Origin of the sequence: Sphingomonas sp. PL20 (assembly GCF_017875905.1) — a bacterium.
GTDB lineage: Bacteria > Pseudomonadota > Alphaproteobacteria > Sphingomonadales > Sphingomonadaceae > Sphingomonas > Sphingomonas echinoides.
The window spans coordinates 3,713,732-3,730,290 of the sequence record NZ_JAGINH010000002.1; the positions used below are offsets into that span (position 1 = coordinate 3,713,732).

The 16,559-nt window shown below is 65.0% G+C and carries 17 protein-coding genes; 5 read left to right on the forward strand and 12 right to left on the reverse strand.

The features are described 5' to 3' along the window. Positions 1–6: 6 nt before the first annotated feature. On the forward strand, positions 7–1,140 hold the full coding sequence (locus tag H4W01_RS17445) for a GNAT family N-acetyltransferase (RefSeq protein ID WP_209612648.1): 1,134 nt from the start codon (positions 7–9) through the stop codon (positions 1,138–1,140). On the opposite strand, the gene H4W01_RS17450 is transcribed toward H4W01_RS17445, so the two are convergent. Genes H4W01_RS17450 through H4W01_RS17475 form a run of 6 tightly spaced genes read right to left on the reverse strand, consistent with a single transcriptional unit; the run spans position 1,137 to position 8,603 of the window. Beyond that, positions 1,137–2,753 (reverse strand): hypothetical protein, encoded by a 1,617-nt coding sequence (locus H4W01_RS17450; protein ID WP_010405318.1) that lies wholly within the window; start codon positions 2,751–2,753, stop codon positions 1,137–1,139. The genes H4W01_RS17445 and H4W01_RS17450 overlap by 4 nt on opposite strands. A 9-nt stretch (positions 2,754–2,762) precedes the next feature. Next, positions 2,763–4,517 (reverse strand): hypothetical protein, encoded by a 1,755-nt coding sequence (locus H4W01_RS17455; protein ID WP_209612649.1) that lies wholly within the window; start codon positions 4,515–4,517, stop codon positions 2,763–2,765. A 46-nt stretch (positions 4,518–4,563) separates the two neighbouring features. Continuing rightward, positions 4,564–5,781 carry an argininosuccinate synthase gene (locus H4W01_RS17460; RefSeq protein WP_209612650.1) on the reverse strand — a complete coding sequence of 406 codons (1,218 nt, stop codon included), beginning with the start codon at positions 5,779–5,781 and terminating at the stop codon, positions 4,564–4,566. 60 nt (positions 5,782–5,841) lie between these two features. After that, entirely contained in the window at positions 5,842–7,068 is a 1,227-nt protein-coding gene (locus H4W01_RS17465) for a class I SAM-dependent methyltransferase (RefSeq protein WP_209612651.1), read from the reverse strand. Between the two features lie 18 nt (positions 7,069–7,086). Further along, complete coding sequence (locus tag H4W01_RS17470; protein WP_209612652.1) at positions 7,087–7,848, reverse strand: molybdopterin-dependent oxidoreductase; 762 nt, start codon at positions 7,846–7,848, stop codon at positions 7,087–7,089. Further along, entirely contained in the window at positions 7,845–8,603 is a 759-nt protein-coding gene (locus H4W01_RS17475) for a cytochrome b/b6 domain-containing protein (protein ID WP_209612653.1), read from the reverse strand. Before H4W01_RS17475 ends, H4W01_RS17470 begins: the two co-directional genes overlap by 4 nt. 96 nt (positions 8,604–8,699) lie before the next feature. On the opposite strand from H4W01_RS17475, the gene H4W01_RS17480 reads away from it, so the two are divergent. Next, positions 8,700–9,329 (forward strand): flavin reductase family protein, encoded by a 630-nt coding sequence (locus H4W01_RS17480; protein WP_209612654.1) that lies wholly within the window; start codon positions 8,700–8,702, stop codon positions 9,327–9,329. A gap of 6 nt (positions 9,330–9,335) precedes the next feature. Here H4W01_RS17480 and H4W01_RS17485 read toward each other — a convergent pair whose 3' ends face one another. The 6 genes from H4W01_RS17485 to gluQRS all read right to left on the reverse strand — a co-directional run bounded on the left by H4W01_RS17485 (position 9,336) and on the right by gluQRS (position 14,285). Further along, positions 9,336–10,205, reverse strand: coding sequence for a 3-hydroxyacyl-CoA dehydrogenase NAD-binding domain-containing protein (locus H4W01_RS17485; protein ID WP_209612655.1), 870 nt, complete (start codon positions 10,203–10,205; stop codon positions 9,336–9,338). Between the two features lie 68 nt (positions 10,206–10,273). Beyond that, positions 10,274–11,251, reverse strand: a complete 978-nt coding sequence (gene egtD / locus H4W01_RS17490; protein WP_209612656.1) for an L-histidine N(alpha)-methyltransferase — start codon at positions 11,249–11,251, stop codon at positions 10,274–10,276. A 1-nt stretch (position 11,252) separates the two neighbouring features. Continuing rightward, a complete protein-coding gene (egtB, locus tag H4W01_RS17495; RefSeq protein WP_209612657.1) occupies positions 11,253–12,512 on the reverse strand; it encodes an ergothioneine biosynthesis protein EgtB in 1,260 nt (419 codons plus the stop codon). Positions 12,513–12,546: 34 nt separating this feature from the next. After that, positions 12,547–13,140 (reverse strand): cob(I)yrinic acid a,c-diamide adenosyltransferase, encoded by a 594-nt coding sequence (locus H4W01_RS17500; protein WP_209612658.1) that lies wholly within the window; start codon positions 13,138–13,140, stop codon positions 12,547–12,549. Between the two features lie 38 nt (positions 13,141–13,178). Further along, positions 13,179–13,421 carry a twin transmembrane helix small protein gene (locus H4W01_RS17505; protein WP_010405338.1) on the reverse strand — a complete coding sequence of 81 codons (243 nt, stop codon included), beginning with the start codon at positions 13,419–13,421 and terminating at the stop codon, positions 13,179–13,181. Between the two features lie 9 nt (positions 13,422–13,430). After that, a complete protein-coding gene (gene gluQRS / locus H4W01_RS17510) occupies positions 13,431–14,285 on the reverse strand; it encodes a tRNA glutamyl-Q(34) synthetase GluQRS (RefSeq protein WP_209613430.1) in 855 nt (284 codons plus the stop codon). A 150-nt stretch (positions 14,286–14,435) separates the two neighbouring features. On the opposite strand from gluQRS, the gene H4W01_RS17515 reads away from it, so the two are divergent. The 3 genes from H4W01_RS17515 (at position 14,436) to H4W01_RS17525 (ending at position 16,521) form a co-directional block, all read left to right on the forward strand. Beyond that, positions 14,436–15,002, forward strand: a complete 567-nt coding sequence (locus H4W01_RS17515) for an HNH endonuclease (RefSeq protein ID WP_010405344.1) — start codon at positions 14,436–14,438, stop codon at positions 15,000–15,002. Positions 15,003–15,117: 115 nt separating this feature from the next. After that, the gene (locus tag H4W01_RS17520; RefSeq protein ID WP_209612659.1) at positions 15,118–15,663 is read left to right on the forward strand and encodes a hypothetical protein; all 546 of its coding nucleotides are present in this window, start codon (positions 15,118–15,120) and stop codon (positions 15,661–15,663) included. Between the two features lie 21 nt (positions 15,664–15,684). Next, positions 15,685–16,521: a hypothetical protein gene (locus tag H4W01_RS17525; RefSeq protein WP_209612660.1), complete on the forward strand. Its 837-nt coding sequence runs from the start codon at positions 15,685–15,687 to the stop codon at positions 16,519–16,521. Positions 16,522–16,559: the final 38 nt, after the last annotated feature.

The following is a 16,559-nucleotide window of genomic DNA, read 5'->3' on the forward strand; positions in this document are numbered from 1 at the left end:
AAGCGCGTGAGCAACGCCGTCACCGCCCGTATCGCCGATGGCGTCTGCGCTATCCCGGCGGAGGCATGGGATGCGTGCGCCGGCCCTGACAATCCGTTCGTCAGCCACGCCTTCCTGTCGATCCTCGAACGCTCGGGCAGCGCCCGCGCGCGCACTGGCTGGCAACCCATTCCGATCATCGTCGACGGGGCTGATGGCCAACCCGCCGCGATCGCCCCGGCTTATGCCAAGAGCCACAGCCAGGGCGAATATGTGTTCGACCACGCCTGGGCCGACGCATGGGAGCGCGCTGGCGGGCAATATTACCCGAAGCTGCAAGTCGCGGTGCCGTTCACGCCCGCGCCGGGCCCGCGGCTGTTGCTGCGCGACCCTGCACAAGCCCCCGCGCTGATCGCGGCGATCGAGGCGGTGACCGACCAACATGGCCTGTCCTCGGCGCATGCGACCTTCGTCTGTCCCGATCAACTCCCCGCCTTTGAGGCGGCAGGCTGGCTGATCCGCGAGGGCACGCAGTTCCACTGGCACAATCAGGGCTACGGTGCCTTCGATGATTTCCTGGGCGAGCTCGCCAGCCGCAAGCGCAAGGCGATCCGCAAGGAACGCAGCGGCGCGATCGAAGGGCTGACGATCCGCCATGTGTCCGGCAGCGACATCACCGAAGCCGATTGGGATGCCTTTTGGGTGTTCTATCAGGACACGGGCGCGCGCAAATGGGGCCAGCCCTATCTGACACGCCAATTCTTCTCGTTGCTGGGCGAGGCCATGCCCGACCAAGTTCTGCTGATCTTCGCCGAACGCGACGGGCGACCGATTGCGGGCGCGCTCAACCTGATCGGCACCGATACGCTCTACGGCCGCTATTGGGGCTGTACCGAGGAAGTGCCCTTCCTCCACTTCGAACTCTGTTATTATCAGGCGATCGATGCCGCCATCGCGCGCGGGCTCAAGACGGTCGAGGCGGGGGCGCAAGGCGAACACAAGCTGGCGCGCGGCTATGTGCCCGTGCCGACATGGTCAGCGCATTATATTCCGGACCTGGGCTTCCGCCGCGCCATCGCCGATTTTCTGGTCCGCGAGCGCGAGTCGGTCGAATCCGACCAGGAATTCCTTGGCGCGATGACGCCGTTCAAGCGCGGTTAGAACGGCGTCGGCACCGGGCGAATGCGCGGGCGCAGCGCTTCGTCGCTGATCTTGATCCCCGGCGCACCGTGATCGACGCGGTACAGCACGCTCGTCCCGTCGCGCCAGATCGGCACCAGCCCGGCGTTGAACTTGGGATCATAAGCGGGCGGGCGGATCAGCCAGACATAGTCGAAGGCGTCGCGCGGGAAGCGCGCCATCGCGCGGCTGATCGGCCGCCACCATTCGCGCGGGCATTGCACGCTGGTCACGATCTGCGACGGATCGTGCGAGAAGCGACCGGCCGGCAGATAGCGCGTCGTCAGCAATTGCGCGCCCGCCATCGACCATTGGTCGTTGGTATAGGCCATCTTCCGCTCGAGCGCGATCGCCGACAAATGTTCGAGCCGCGTCATCGTCCACGGGCTGCCGCATTCGGTGCCGATGAAGGTGACCAGCCGCGCGCCGACCGGCAGATGATCGAGCGCCTTCAGCTCGCGATCATAATCATCGGCGAACATCCAGAAGCTGACCGTCCCCGCCGCGATCCGCACCAGGAAAAACGCCAGCCCCGCCGCCGCCAGCGTCGCACTGCCGCGAATCGACAAGCCCTTTTTGGGGCGCACTGCGATGATCGCGATGCCGAGCATGAACGGGGCAAGCCGCATATCGGCATAAGCCGAGCCGAACACGATGCGCGGCAACACGATGAACACGACGAGCAGGAACAGCGCCGACAGCCCGAGGTTGCGCGAATATTCGACATTGGGATCGCGAAAACCGCGAAACAGGATCAAATACAGCACCGCGATCGACGCGATATCGAACGCCATCCAGCGATCGCGCAATGCCATCGTCAGCCAGCCGATTTTGGCGCGCCAGTTGAACCAGTCACCAGTCTCCCCGCCGACATGCTCGCCGCTGCGCCACACCACCATCAGGATGATCGGCAACGCGAGCGGGATGCAGCCGAGCCCGGCGCGAACCCACGCCTTGATCCAGCTCATCGGCCCGCGATCGGTCCGCGCATCATGCTGGCGGACCATTTCCGCCGAACAGGCGAGCACGCCGAGCACGCCCCAGCCAAAGGTGTGACACACCCAGATCAGGCACGACAGCGGCACAAAGATCGCCGCGCGCAACCGGAAATGCCCGGTCCGCGCCAGCCGCAACCACAAGGCAAAGGCGTTGAGCGCCAATGCCATCGACAGCGCGAAGTTCACGAACCCGAACTGGAAGGCGTAACTGTACGCCAGCGGCAGCGCGAACAGCGCGGTCGGCGGAATGCGCCCATGCACCTCGCGCGCGATCCACAGGAAACCGGTAACGGTCAGCGCCGGGATCGTCATGACGATCAGCTTGACCGCCAGTTCCAGCCCGAACAGCTTGGCCAGCGGGATGATCAGGATGTCGATCCCGAGATTGCCGATCAACTGCCAGTTGAAATTATACCAGTCGGACAGCCACGGATACGCATCGCGCGACAATTGCACGCGGTAGCGGCCCATATGGCCCGGCAAATCGACCAAGGGCGGGATTTCCGGGCGCAATAACGGGATGATCGCCACCAGCGCCATCAGCGCGACGAACGTGCGTGTCTGCCACCAGTGCAGCTTTTCGAGATCCCCCTGCATTTGCGGCTCTTACCGCGCAGGTTGCTTCGGAAACAAGCCGCCTTGAACGCGATACAGAAACAGCGCCCGCTCGCGCGTGGGAATGCGCCGCAGCCACAGCGGTGGCGCTCCCCGTTTCAGCGCCTCGGCAAGCGTCCCTGCCGCTGCCCCGCCAAGATCATCGGCGCGCAGCGCGACATAGCGCAAATGCCAGATTTGCGCGACGCGTGCGGCCTGGTCGGGCGGCCCGAGAAAGAAGCGATAGACCGCCAGATTACCGGCATTGTTGCGGTGATACGGCGCGCCGACCACCTGCAAGCGCGTCGCGCCGATCGCATAGGCCCCAAGATCGAGCGGGGCCAGCAACCGCCCCGGTGGCAGCATGGCGAGATCGGCAAGCCCCTTTTCGCCAGTGGCGGCCGCTGCCGCATCGGAGGCATGCGCGCCCGGCGGCGCGGCGCTTGTCCGCGCCGCCACGGCTTGCGCCGCCATCGGATACAGCATGCCGGCCGAGGCCACCCACGCCCCCGCCAAGGATAGCGAACCGCGCGCGCGCGCCGCCGCAATGACCGCCGCCAGCGCGGGGGCCGCCAGAATCGCCCCGGCATAGGCACCGCGCAATTGCAGGCAGGTTACCAGCAAGGCCGCGACCTGCACCAACAGGAGGCTGGCCCAGCGCGGATCGCGGGTGACCGACACCCGCCAGGCGCTCGCCACCACGCCCGCCACCATCACGCCCGCATAGCCAATGGCGATCGGCAACGGCGTCGCAAACAGCGGCTGCGCCTCCCCAACCTTGGCCAGCCACAAGCGGGCCAGCGTGGGATCCACCATGCCATAAGGCGACAGGCATTGCGGCGCGACGAGCACCATGCCGAAGCCGACCACGATGACGATGATCGATCCCAGGATCGCGCGGGTCGCCGGGCGTGCGATATCGCGCGCCGCCAGCGCCATGCCCATCGGCGCAAAGGCCGCGATCACGGCGGCGCGCCACGCGACCATCGTGAAGCCATCGCAGCCGGGATACCCCCAGGAGGACGTCCGGAACACGATCGACGCCGCCAGCAACCCGGCACCAAGCCCGATCCCGAAGCCCATCATCCGGTCGTCGGTCCCGGCACCGGCGCGCAACCATCCGATCGTCATGGCGACACCCGCCGCCGCGATCAGCGGCGTGGTTTCCAGCCCGATGACGACACTGGCGGCGGCGGCCAGGCCAGCGATCAGCCCTGGCTCCATGGCGGGACGCGCCACCAGCGCACGCACGATGATCAACAGCAGAAACACCTGGAGGCCGTGATGGTCGATTCGGCCCGGCACGAAGATCGTCGTGGCGGGAAAGGCGACAGCGGCGACGACGGCGGCGGTCCGCGCGATCGGCGCACCGCCCAGCACCCGCGCGATCCGCGTCGTCAGGCACAGCGCGCCCGCAAACAGCAGCGTCGGCCAGGTGATCACGGCGATCAGCTCGGCCCAATATCGGCCCACAACCGGCGTCAGCGACACGATAAACGCGGCCGGAACAAGATCCGGCAGGCGCGACCAGTGCATTTCCAATCCGGCACCCCAGCCCAGGCGATGTTGGGCAAGATCGGCAAAGCCCTGCCCCGCAATCCAATCGCGGATCTGCTGGAGGCGCATCATATCGTCGGTATCGGTCAATTGCAGAGCCGACAGCGCGGCCCAGTCGCGCCACGCCCAGCCCGCGCACAGCACCACAGCGAGCGCGAACGCGCAAAGCACGTCGCCCAGCCGCGTCCGACGGAATTCGACCAAGTCCATGCCCGCGCTTTAGACGCAGGCCGTTAAAACAGCGTGTAGACCCGCGTTAGCGGTCGCGCCGTCCGAGCAAGCGCAGCCGCAACGCATTGAGCTTGATGAAGCCCGCCGCATCGCGCTGGTCATAGGCGCCCTGATCGTCCTCGAAGGTGACGACCTTCTCGGAATAGAGCGAGAAGGGCGATTTGCGCCCCGTCACGATCACCGAGCCCTTATAGAGTTTCAGCCGCACGGTGCCCGCGACCTTCTCCTGGCTATGGTCGATCGCCGCCTGCAGCATTTCGCGCTCGGGGCTGAACCACAGGCCGTTATAGAGCAGTTCCGCATAACGCGGCATCAGCTCGTCCTTCAAATGCGCGGCACCCCGGTCGAGCGTGATCTGCTCGATCCCGCGATGCGCCAGATGATAGATCGTGCCGCCCGGCGTTTCATACATGCCGCGCGACTTCATGCCGACGAAGCGATTCTCGACCAGGTCGAGCCGCCCGATGCCGTGGCGACGGCCCATTTCGTTGAGCGTTTCGAGCAAGGTCGCCGGCGACATGCCGACGCCATTGACCGCGACGCCGTCGCCGCGTTCGAAATCGATCGTGATCGTCTCGGGCGCGTCGGGCGCGTCCTCGGGGTTGACCGTGCGCGAATAGACGTAATCGGGGACTTCATCCCACGGATCCTCGAGCACTTTGCCCTCGGACGAGGTGTGCAGCATGTTGGCGTCGGTCGAGAACGGGGCCTCGCCGCGCTTGTCCTTGCTCACCGCAATCTGGTGCGCTTCAGCGAATTCGATCAGCTTGGTGCGGCTGGTGAGGTCCCACTCACGCCACGGCGCAATCACCTTGATGTCGGGTGCCAGCGCATAATAGCCAAGCTCGAACCGCACCTGATCGTTGCCCTTGCCGGTCGCGCCGTGGCTGACCGCATCGGCATTCACCATCCGCGCAATCTCGATCTGGCGCTTGGCGATCAGCGGCCGCGCGATCGAAGTGCCGAGCAGATACAGCCCCTCATACAGCGCATTGGCGCGCATCATCGGGAACACGTAATCCTTGACGAACTCCTCGCGCAGATCGTCGATGAAGATGTGCTCGGGCTTGACGCCGGCCAGTTCGGCCTTCTTGCGCGCAGGCTCCAACTCCTCGCCCTGGCCGAGATCGGCGGTGAAGGTGACGACCTCGCATTGGTAGGTCTGCTGCAGCCATTTCAGGATGACGCTGGTGTCGAGGCCGCCCGAATAGGCGAGGACGACGCGGTTGATCTTATCGGTCACGGGCAGGATCCTTCGTAGTCGCGTGCCCCCTATGCGAGGCAGCGCGGCCGTGCAACCGGGTTACAGCCGCAAACGCCGCTCGCCCTCGATCATATAATCACGCGTGATCGGCAGGACGTGGCGGTTCTTGGCGAACTGCACCTGGTAATTGACCATCCCGCCAAAGTGGAAGGCCGCCCCTGCCCCCGCGAGATAGAATTGCCACATGCGGAAAAAACGCTCGTCATACAGCGCCACGATCTGCTCGCGCGCCGCAACCGCGCGATCGTACCAATCATCGAGCGTATAGGCATAATGCAGCCGCAACACCTCTACATCGGTGACCATGAAGCGCAGGCTTTCATTGGCCGAGATGATCTCGGACAAAGCCGGGTTGTAGCCGCCGGGGAAGATATAGTGCGCGGTCCATTTATCGGTCACGCCCGGCCCGCCCGCGCGCCCGATCGTGTGGAGCAGCATCACGCCGTCCTCGGTCAGCAAGTCGCGGCATTTGCGGAAGAAAGTCCTGTAATGCGCCGGGCCGACATGCTCGAACATGCCGACCGACACGATCCGGTCGAACGTGCCTTGCACCTGGCGATAATCGATCAGCTCGAAGGTGACCATGTCCGCCACGCCCGCCGCCGCCGCGCGCTCCCGCGCCACCTTCAACTGTTCTTCCGAAAGCGTCACGCCCAGTACCTTGGCACCCGTCATCTGGTGCAGGTACAGCGCCATGCCACCCCAGCCGCAACCGATGTCGAGCACGGTCATGCCGGGCTTCAGCGCGAGTTTGGCCGCGATATGCGCTTTCTTGTCGTCCTGCGCCTGTTCCAGGCTGTTGGACGGATCGGTAAAATAGGCGCAGCTATATTGGCGGTCGGCGTCGAGGAAGAGATCGTACAGCCGGTCCGACAGATCATAATGGTGCGCAACATTGCGCTTCGATCGGCGCGCCATGTTGATGCGGCCGATGCGATGCGTCACCGCCTGGACCATGCGGCGCAGCGGTGACGGGGCAAGGCCGTTCTGCCCGGCCTCCCACGGATCGTTCATCATCAGCAACCGGACGAGATCGCGAACGTCGCCGCGCTCGACCACCAGCCGCCCGTTCATATAGGCTTCACCCGCGCCCAGCCCCGGATCGCGCACGATCGCAGCAGCAGCACCGGCGTCGGTGAAGCGGATCGCGACATCGGGAAAGCCGGGTTCGGCTGTGCCGAAGTTCAGGGTCTTGCCATCGGCATGGTGGACGGTGAGCGTGCCGCGCTGAACGCGCTTGGCGAGAAACAAATCAAGCAGTGCCATGCGCAGGCCACTAACGCGTTAAATGCCCGCATACCAATCGTAATCGACGCGATCTTCCCAATATCCGCCTTTTCCGAGACCGATTCCGGCGAGCGAGGCGACCGCGTCGACCCGCATCACATATTTGGCATTCTTATAGCCAAGCTGACGTTCGACCCGCAGCCGGATCGGCGCGCCATGCGCGACGCTCAGCATCCGGTCGTTCATCGCCCATGCCAGAATCGTCTGCGGATGGAAGGCGTCGATCAGGTCGAGCGATTCGTAATAGGCATGGCCGGAATACAGATCGGCGCAGGTAAACACGACATAGCGCGCGGTGGTGCGGACGTCCGCTGCCTTCAGGATCGTGCCCAGCATCGGCCCGTGCCATTTGCCGATGGCGCTCCATCCCTCGACACAATCGTGCCGCGTGATCTGGGTGCGCGCCGGCATCGCCATCAACGCTTGGTGCGAGATCGAAAGCGGGCGGTTGACCAGCCCGCCGACCTCCAGCCGCCAGTTCGCGAAATTTTCCGCGGCCATCGCGTTATAGCTGGCAGTATTGGGGTTGCTGGTGCCGTTGACGCGGAAAAGGGGCGACATCTGGTCGGGCCGGTATTCCTTGGCCAGGCTGTTGCGATCGGTCAGCGCGCGCGCCAGCCCGTGGTTGATTTTCTCTCCTGAGAACAGGATCTTGCGAAGCGACGGCGTGTTCGCGACCTGATCGCATCCGCTGAGCAGCGCGCCTGCGCCCAGCGCCCCGGTGGTGAGCAGCGCGCGCCGCGTGATGATCGCGCTCATGCCGCTTCCTCCTGGTCATGGTCGGCGGGAATGGTCCACCAGCCCGTCACCATCGATTTCACCTCGGGCCACGCCCCGGCCAGGATCACCAGCACCAGATGGACGATGATGAACAGCACGAGGCCGCTCGCTGCGATGAAATGCACCGAGCGTGCCGAGGCGCGCCCGCCCAGCAAATCGAGCATCCATGGCCACGCCGCGACCATCGTCGGCGACAGCACCAGCCCCGACAGGATCATCATCGGGATCAGGACGAAAATCACCAGCACGTACGACAGCTTCTGGAAGATATTGAAGGCACCGGGATTTTTGGGATCGTGGAAGCGGAAGGCGAGATGTTCCTTCAGGTCGAACCACAAATGCGCCGGCGCGAGCTCTTTCAGCCGGATCCGCAAGTCCTTCTGAAAATGCCGGTTGATCAGGCTCGACACCATGAACGCGAGCAGCCCGAAGGCGAAGACCAGCGCGAACAACAAATGCCAGCGCCGCGCGATCGCCAGATTATACCCCGCCGGGATGGTGAGAAACGACGGCGCATGCGGTGGGTTGAACCACGGATGATCCGGGTTCGCGCCATATTGGCCCCAGTACAGATGCGGGTGCGCGTTGAGGATCGTCAAACCGCTGCCGATCATGATGAAAATCGTCACGACGTTGAGCCAATGCCACAGGCGCGTCGTCAGCCGATGGCGATAAAGCGCGCTGCCCGGAGCGGCCGGAGCGTTGGTCGAGTCTGGCGGGCTTGTGTCGGTCATACAGAACCCTATTCGAACCAAGGAGCGGCGTGGTTACAGCTACGCGAAATCGATCGCGCACGATATTCGAATCCCGCACGGAAGGTCTGCTTCGAGATGACACAGCACCATTTTTACGAACCGCGCAACGGCCACAAGACCATCCCCGGTCTGGCGCACGATCCGCTCAACGCCATTGTCGCGCCGCGCCCGATCGGCTGGATCAGCACGCTGAGCGCCGAGGGCGTGCGCAACCTTGCGCCCTACAGCTTCTTCAGCCTGTACAATTACCGCCCGCCGATCATCGGCTTCACGTCCACCGGCTGGAAGGACAGCGTCGCCAACGTCACCGCGACGGGCGACTTTGTGTGGAACCTCGCCACGCGCGATCTGGCCGAGGCGATGAATGCAAGCGCGGCGACGGTTGCGGCCGACGTGGATGAATTCGACCTCACCGGGCTCGAAACCGCGCCCTCCCGCATCGTCGCGCCCCCGCGCGTTGCCGCCAGCCCGGTGAGCTTCGAATGCCGCCTGACGCAGACGCTGCGGCTGGAGGGTGCCGACGGCGCGACGCTCGACACCTGGCTGGTGCTGGGCGAGGTCGTCGGCATCCACATCGCGCCGCACCTGATCACCGACGGAGCCTATCGCACCGCCGCCGCGCGCCCGATTTTGCGCGGGGGCGGGGCGGCCGATTATTTCGAGATCGCCGAGGCCGCACGCTTCGCGATGCGGCGGCCCGAGTAAGCGGGTTTACCGAGTCGGCACCGGCTCCGCACCGGTATAATCGTAAAATCCGCGCTTGGTCTTACGACCGAACCAGCCGGCCTCGACATATTTCACCAGGAGCGGGGCCGGGCGGAACTTCGGGTCCCCCGTCCCCTCGAACAGCACGCGGGTGATTTCGAGGCACGTATCGAGCCCGATGAAATCGGCGAGCGTCAGCGGCCCCATCGGGTGGTTGAGCCCAAGCTGGCACGCCAGATCGATGTCACGGATCGTCGCCACGCCCTCGCCCAGCGCGAAGCAGGCTTCGTTGAGCATCGGCATCAGGATGCGGTTGACGATGAAGCCCGGCGCATCATTGGCATGGACGATCTGCTTGCCGAGCCGCTGCCCGAACGCCTCGACCGCCTGCACCGTCTCGTCCGAGGTGGCGAGCCCGCGGATCAGCTCGATCAGGCCCATCACCGGCACGGGGTTGAAGAAATGCACGCCGACGAAACGGCCCGCATCGGGGGCAGCCTGGGCGAGGCGCGTGATCGGGATCGAGGAGGTGTTGGAGGCGAGGATCGCCGTGTCCGACAGCACCTTGCCGACCTCCGCGAAAATCGCGCGCTTGATTTCCTCGCGCTCGGTCGCCGCTTCGATGACGAGGAAGGCCGGGCCCATCTCGGCGACGCTTGCCACCGGCTCGATCAGCGCAAGTGCGGCATCACGGGCGTCAGCGGTGATCTTCTCCTTGGTCACCAGCCGGTCGAGCGCCTTGGCGATGCCCGCTTTGCCCGCCTCGGCGCGTTCGCGCGACACGTCGCTCAGCAAGACATGGAACCCCGCCTGCGCCGAAACCTGCGCGATGCCCGCGCCCATCTGCCCCGCGCCGATGACACCTACCGTCTGCATATCCCGTCCTTCAATCGTTGCTGCGAACGCTTTAGGGATCAGGCGATGCGACGGCAATCATGGGCGGCTTAGGGCGCGTGCCGCGCGGGCTGCGCTTCCGCCAGGATCACCGCGAACAGGCCGTCGGGATCGGTCCATTCCCCCACCGGCGTCCATCCACCCGCGCGCAGCAGGATGCGCGCATCGCGCGGGCCATATTTGTGGCTGTTCTCGGTGTGGATCGTCTCGCCCGCCGCCATTTCGAACGGGTGCCGCTCGATCGTGAAGGCCACGTCGCGCGTCGCTTCCAGATGCATTTCGATACGCGCGCGATCATCGTTCCAGATCGCACGATGCCGGAAGGCGTCGAGCGGGATCGTGCCGCCCAGTTCGCGATTGATCCGTTCAAGCAAATTGCGGTTGAACGCCGCGGTCACGCCCTGCGCATCGTCATAGGCCGCTTCCAGCACAGGCACATCCTTGATCCGGTCCATGCCGATCACCAGCATCGCGCCCTCGCCCAGCGACGCCTTCATCGCGCGCAGCAGATCGACGCTGGAATGCGGGATCATGTTCCCGATGGTCGAGCCGGGGAAGAAGCCGAGCTTGGGCGTGTCCGCCACTTGTGCGGGCAGCGCGATCGGGTGGAGGAAATCGGCCTCGACCGGGAGCACCGGCAGTCCGGGAAAGGCCGACGACAGCCCGGCCGAGGATTCCCGCAGGAAATCGCCCGAAATGTCGATCGGCACGTAAGCAGACGGCTCGACCGCGCGCAGCAGGATCGGCGTCTTGGTCGACGAGCCCGAACCGAATTCGACCACCGCGCGCCCTGCCCCGGCGAGGCGCGCAATGTCGGCACAACAGGCGCGCAGGATCTGGGTCTCGGTGCGCGTCGGATAATATTCGGGCAAATCAGTGATCGCCTCGAACAATTCCGATCCGCGCCGGTCATAGAACCAGCGTGCCGGAATCGCGCGCGGGCGGCTGGCAAAGCCGCGCAGCACGTCGTGGCGAAAGGCCGGGTCGGCCAGCGTGACCTGGCCGTCCTCGATTTCGGGCTTCAACATCTCAAAGATCCTTCGCCAGCCGAACGCCGGTGAATTGCCAGCGCTGGTGCGGATAGAAAAAATTGCGGTAGCTCGCCCGCACATGCCCGCGCGGGGTAGCGCACGATCCGCCGCGCAGCACGCACTGCCCGCTCATGAACTTGCCATTATATTCGCCGACCGCACCCTCGACCGCGCGAAAACCGGGATAGGGGCGGAACGCGCTGCCGGTCCATTCCCACACATCGCCAAAGAAAGCGGGGCCGCCGGTTGCCGGACGCGGCTCGACCGGGCCCGCCGCATCCATCTGGTTGCCGCCCGCCGCATCATACGGTGCCGCCGCCGCTTCCCATTCGGCCTCGGTCGGCAGCCGCGCGCCCGCCCAGCTGGCATAGGCATCGGCTTCGTAGAAACTGACATGCGTGACCGGTGCCGCCGGATCGACCGCGCGCCGCCCGTCGAGCCCGAAGCGCGTCCAGCCGCCATCCGCCCGCTCCCAATAAAGCGGCGCTGTGATCCGCTCACGCTGCACCCACGCCCAGCCGTCCGACAGCCAGTGGCGCGGCTCGGCATAGCCGCCATCGGCGATGAACGCGGCCCATTCGCCATTGGTGACGGTGCGGTCGGCCAGCGCATGCGGCGTGAGCAAGGCCGGGTGGCGCGGCCCCTCGGCATCGAAGGCGAAACCGTCGCCATCATGGCCGATCTCGACGATCCCGCTGGTGCCTTCGATCCAGCCGAGCCGCCCCGGCATTTCCACCGGCACCTTGCGCGGCGGCGACCACAAGGCCGGTTCGACCGGATTCTGCGCCATCAGATGGAGGATGTCGGTCACCAGCAATTCCTGATGCTGCTGCTCATGCTGGCAGCCGAGCGTCACCAGATCCTGCGCGGCCGCTGGCAGATCGGGCAATGCCGCCGCCACCGCCGCATCGACATGCGCGCGATAGGCGAGGATTTCATCGAGCGACGGGCGCGTCACCAGCCCGCGCCGCGCCCGCGCATGACGCTTGCCCTCGGCTTCATAATAGCTGTTGAACAGGAACGGGAAGCGATCGTCGTAGAGCGTATAACCGCCCACGAAATCGCGCAGCACGAAGGTTTCGAGGAACCAGCTGGTATGCGCGAGGTGCCATTTGGCAGGCGACGCATCCTCCATCGACTGCGCGGTCGCATCGGCGTCCGACAAGGGCGCGACCAATGCCACCGACAGCGCGCGGACCGCGCGAAACTGCGCGATCAGCGGGCTTCGCGCCGCATCGGGGACTGCTCGCATTCGCATCGTCTCGTCCCCTCTTCCCCAATTTACGCCCGAGCTAACGCGTTGCACCCGGTCGCCACAAAACGTCGCCACCCGCATTTTGGTTCACCACACGCGCGGCAACGAACAGATAATCCGACAAGCGGTTGAGATAGGCGAGCGCCAGCGGATTGAAAGGCTCGGTCCGAGCCGCCGCCACCGCCATCCGCTCAGCACGGCGGACGGTGGCGCGCGCAACATGCAGTGCCGCCGCACCCGGCGTTCCGCCGGGCAAGATAAAGCTGGTCAGCGGGGCCAGATCCCCATTCATCCGGTCGATCTCGCTTTCGAGCCGATCGACCTGCGCCGCGACGATCCGCAACGTCATCGCGGACGGCGCGAAATCGTCCCCGTCGCTCGCGGCTTTGGGCGTGGCGAGATCGGCTCCAAGGTCGAACAGGTCGTTCTGAATGCGCTCCAGCGCTACCGCCAGCGCCGCCAGGCCATCCGCCGCAATCGCCGCAATCGCGACCCCGATCGCGCTATTGGCTTCATCGACATCGCCCATCGCCGCCAGGCGCGCGGCATCCTTGGCGATGCGCGAGCCGTCGACCAGCCCGGTGGTGCCGTCATCGCCCGTACGCGTATAGATGCGGTTGAGCTTGACCATCGCTTATCCCAACCCGCAAACCGCGAACAAAGCCGGGATTAGCCCCGGCCCGCCAGCCACATCAGCAGCACGACCAGGAAGATGGCGACCGCCTGCAACATCACGCGATATTGCATCATTTTGTTGGAGCGCACCGAGGCGGCGATCCGCGCCTCGCCGGGCGTGGCCCCATCGCGCAAATCCTGACTCGCGCCGAGCAGGAAGATCACCAGTCCGCGGACCAGCACGACCACCACCGCGATCATCGCGGCGACCAGCAGGATTGTCAGGAAAGTGCTCATGACCCTAATCTAGTCGCTTTGCCGGGTAATGCCAATGCCCGCGCCCCCGGCGCGCAACCGGTCTGCCAGCGCCCGCCCATCTTCGCCGCGTAACCGCACGCTTTCGAGCGTCGGCGCGTCGTTGCGTTTGGCCAGCCGCTGCCCGTCCGGGCCGACCAGCAGCGCATGATGGTGATAGAGTGGCGTCGGCAGCCCCAGCAGCGCCTGTAGCAACCGATGCACGTCGGTCGCCGCGAACAGATCGGCCCCGCGCACGACATGGGTCACGCCTTGCGCCGCATCATCGACCGTTACCGCCAGATGGTAACTGGCAAGCGCATCCTTGCGCGCCAGCACGACATCGCCCTGCGCCAGCGGGTTAGCGTGGACAGGCCCCGCGAGGGCATCGGTCCACATCAGGTCGGTGTCGGCAGTCGCAACCGCGCGCGCCATGTCGAGCCGCCAGGCGTGCGGGACGCCCGCCGTGATGCGCGCGGCGCGCTCCGCCTCCGGCAGCGCGCGGCAGGTGCCGGGATAGACGGGTTCCGGCCCATGCGGTGCCGACTGGCTCGCCGCGATTTCCGCGCGCGTGCAGAAGCAGGGATAGAGCAGCCCCATCGCGCGCAACCGCGCCAAGGCCGCAGCATAAGCCTCCTCCCGCGTCGACTGGAACAGCACCGGCCCATCCCACTCCAGCCCCAGCCAGGCGAGGTCCGCCAGGATCGCCTCGACATGTTCCGGCCTGCTGCGCGTGCCGTCAATATCCTCGATCCGCAGCAGGAAACGCCCGCCGCCGGCGCGCGCCAGATCGTGCGCCAGCACCGCCGAATAGGCGTGCCCCAGATGCAGCCGCCCTGTCGGACTCGGCGCAAAGCGCGTAACCATGTCGCGCACGATCACCCCAACACCGCTCTTGACCGCGAGTCGCGCGCTGTGCTGAAATCGTTAACGACAGGGTGCGGTGTCATCACAGCGTCATCCTAATGGGCTTGAAGCCCGGCAGGAAGCGCCACTCAGTGGTAAAAGGGGGTCCAGATGTACCATCCCGATCTGATCCGCCATCCGGATGGCTGTCCCGCACTTGTGCTCAACGCGGACTATACGCCGCTGAGCTATTATCCGCTGTCCTTGTGGCCGTGGCAGACCGCGATCAAGGCGGTGTTCCTCGACCGTGTCGATATCGTCGCAGAATATGAACGCGAAGTGCGCAGCCCGACGCAGCGCATCAAGCTGCCCTCGGTGATCGCGCTCAAATCCTATGTGCGCCCGTCCGCCTTCCCCGCCTTCACGCGCTTCAACCTGTTCCTGCGCGACAAATTCCTGTGCCAATATTGCGGATCGCCGCACGACCTGACCTTCGACCATATCGTGCCGCGCGCCCAGGGCGGGCGCACGACCTGGGAGAATGTCGCCACCGCCTGCTCGCCGTGCAACCTCAAGAAGGGTGGCCGCACGCCCAAGCAAGCGGGCATGCCGCTGCACATCGACGCGATCCGCCCGACCAGCTGGCAATTGCAGGAACATGGCCGCCGTTATCCACCCAATTTCCTGCACGATACCTGGCATGACTGGCTGTATTGGGATGTTGAACTGGAAGCCTGAGACTACGGTCGTTCCAATGTTCCTGCCTTGCCGCGTTCAAAATTAAGATAAAAGCGGCGACCTTTCGCGACTGTTGTTTTTGTGGTAAGCCTTCTGCACTTGCAGGGGGGCTGCGATGGCAGGGGTTGTACCTACGCTCGATCCACGATCGGCACGCATCTTGGCGGTGTTCACTGTCAGCGTCGTGACCGCCGCCACCGCGTTGCTTGTGTGGCTAACCATCGGCTTCGCTCGTGGCACCTTGGACGGCTATACCTGGCCTGCGCGTGGCTTGCTGCTACTGATGGATTATCGGCCAACTGAATTGCTGAGCAAGGGCTTGCTGTTTCTGCTGGCGCTGGGCGCGGGCGTCGTGGCTCGTTCCCGCGGACGCGACGCCTTATATTATGCGGTGGTGGCCATCGGCCTGGTCGGCATCGTGCTGTGCATCATCCTTTTGGTGCTGCTCCACGACCGGGACGTGGCGCACGCCATTTTTGATCACAGCACGATCCCCACCATTATAACCAGCAAGGCGTATTTCGACGGCCTGCCGCGCGTGTTCGTGCCGTTGGGTCTGTGGTTGATCGGTACAGTTTCGACGCAACTCGGATTGTCCGACGCCAAGGAACAGGAGCAGCCAGCTCCGACGCCGACACCAACCCCGGCACCTACCTCATGACATCAACCTGCGGAGACTGAGATGCGCGCGCTGACATGCCTTCGCTGGATCGCCGCCTGGATTGCTGCGCTCGCACCGCTGGCCGCCAGCGCACAAACCTCCCAAACGATTCCCCTCATTGTTCATTGGAGCGCGCCACAGCCGCATCGGGTGTCGCTAACCGATGATGGCGGCGTTTCGGAGCTCACGCATGACGCAAGCTCGACCACTTTCACCGGGACGCTCGCCGTTCCCAACGGCCTGGTCGAACAACGCACGCTATTGTTAAACCTCGACAACGATACCTTCGCATTGATCCTCAACGTTCGAAAGAGCCTGAGCCGCGTGGAATTTACCGTCACCACCGATCGCCCCCCATCCTGTGCCGATCTGCTCGTACGCCAAGTCGAGGCCTATACCGACAATATCACCGACGCCTTGAAGATGATGTTGAGGGCAACGGCGATGCTCAAAATTCCACCGGACGACCAGTGCGTCGCCGATCGACTGCCGCGCACGATCAAGGCGCGCTTTGATCGCAACGCGAACCTTGTCCAATATTCGAACGGCTTGTTCGCGATCGACCCAGAGGCGAAAACCGCCCTGTTGCGCAGCGGCATCCGCAGCGCACCCGCCCTCGCAATGGCGGCCGAGCACAATGCGAGCAGCGCGCTGGCCAAGGGGTTGTATAGTGACTTGCTGGCGACCGGTGCCGACGATTCGCGCGCCGCTTCAGCGCTTGCCGCCGATATGAGCAGCGCGGTCGCGCAGAACGAAACGCTCGCTGCAGGCTTCAAGGACCAGGGCATCTCCGCCAAGCGGCTGGAAAAGGACAGTGACTTTTTCGAAGCCAAGGCAAGGGTGGCCCGTCCCGATTGAGCGATGATCCATATGCACCGTTGACCCCCGCGCTGCCG

Coding starts and splice junctions, on each gene's coding strand:
- H4W01_RS17450 (WP_010405318.1), bottom strand. CDS start 2,753: ATGCAGGGGGATCTCGAAAAGCTGCACTGGTGGCAGACACGCACGTTC.
- H4W01_RS17455 (WP_209612649.1), bottom strand. CDS start 4,517: ATGGACTTGGTCGAATTCCGTCGGACGCGGCTGGGCGACGTGCTTTGC.
- H4W01_RS17465 (WP_209612651.1), bottom strand. CDS start 7,068: ATGGCACTGCTTGATTTGTTTCTCGCCAAGCGCGTTCAGCGCGGCACG.
- H4W01_RS17470 (WP_209612652.1), bottom strand. CDS start 7,848: ATGAGCGCGATCATCACGCGGCGCGCGCTGCTCACCACCGGGGCGCTG.
- H4W01_RS17475 (WP_209612653.1), bottom strand. CDS start 8,603: ATGACCGACACAAGCCCGCCAGACTCGACCAACGCTCCGGCCGCTCCG.
- H4W01_RS17480 (WP_209612654.1), top strand. CDS start 8,700: ATGACACAGCACCATTTTTACGAACCGCGCAACGGCCACAAGACCATC.
- H4W01_RS17485 (WP_209612655.1), bottom strand. CDS start 10,205: ATGCAGACGGTAGGTGTCATCGGCGCGGGGCAGATGGGCGCGGGCATC.
- egtD (WP_209612656.1), bottom strand. CDS start 11,251: ATGTTGAAGCCCGAAATCGAGGACGGCCAGGTCACGCTGGCCGACCCG.
- egtB (WP_209612657.1), bottom strand. CDS start 12,512: ATGCGAATGCGAGCAGTCCCCGATGCGGCGCGAAGCCCGCTGATCGCG.
- H4W01_RS17500 (WP_209612658.1), bottom strand. CDS start 13,140: ATGGTCAAGCTCAACCGCATCTATACGCGTACGGGCGATGACGGCACC.
- H4W01_RS17505 (WP_010405338.1), bottom strand. CDS start 13,421: ATGAGCACTTTCCTGACAATCCTGCTGGTCGCCGCGATGATCGCGGTG.
- gluQRS (WP_209613430.1), bottom strand. CDS start 14,285: ATGGTTACGCGCTTTGCGCCGAGTCCGACAGGGCGGCTGCATCTGGGG.
- H4W01_RS17515 (WP_010405344.1), top strand. CDS start 14,436: ATGTACCATCCCGATCTGATCCGCCATCCGGATGGCTGTCCCGCACTT.
- H4W01_RS17520 (WP_209612659.1), top strand. CDS start 15,118: ATGGCAGGGGTTGTACCTACGCTCGATCCACGATCGGCACGCATCTTG.
- H4W01_RS17525 (WP_209612660.1), top strand. CDS start 15,685: ATGCGCGCGCTGACATGCCTTCGCTGGATCGCCGCCTGGATTGCTGCG.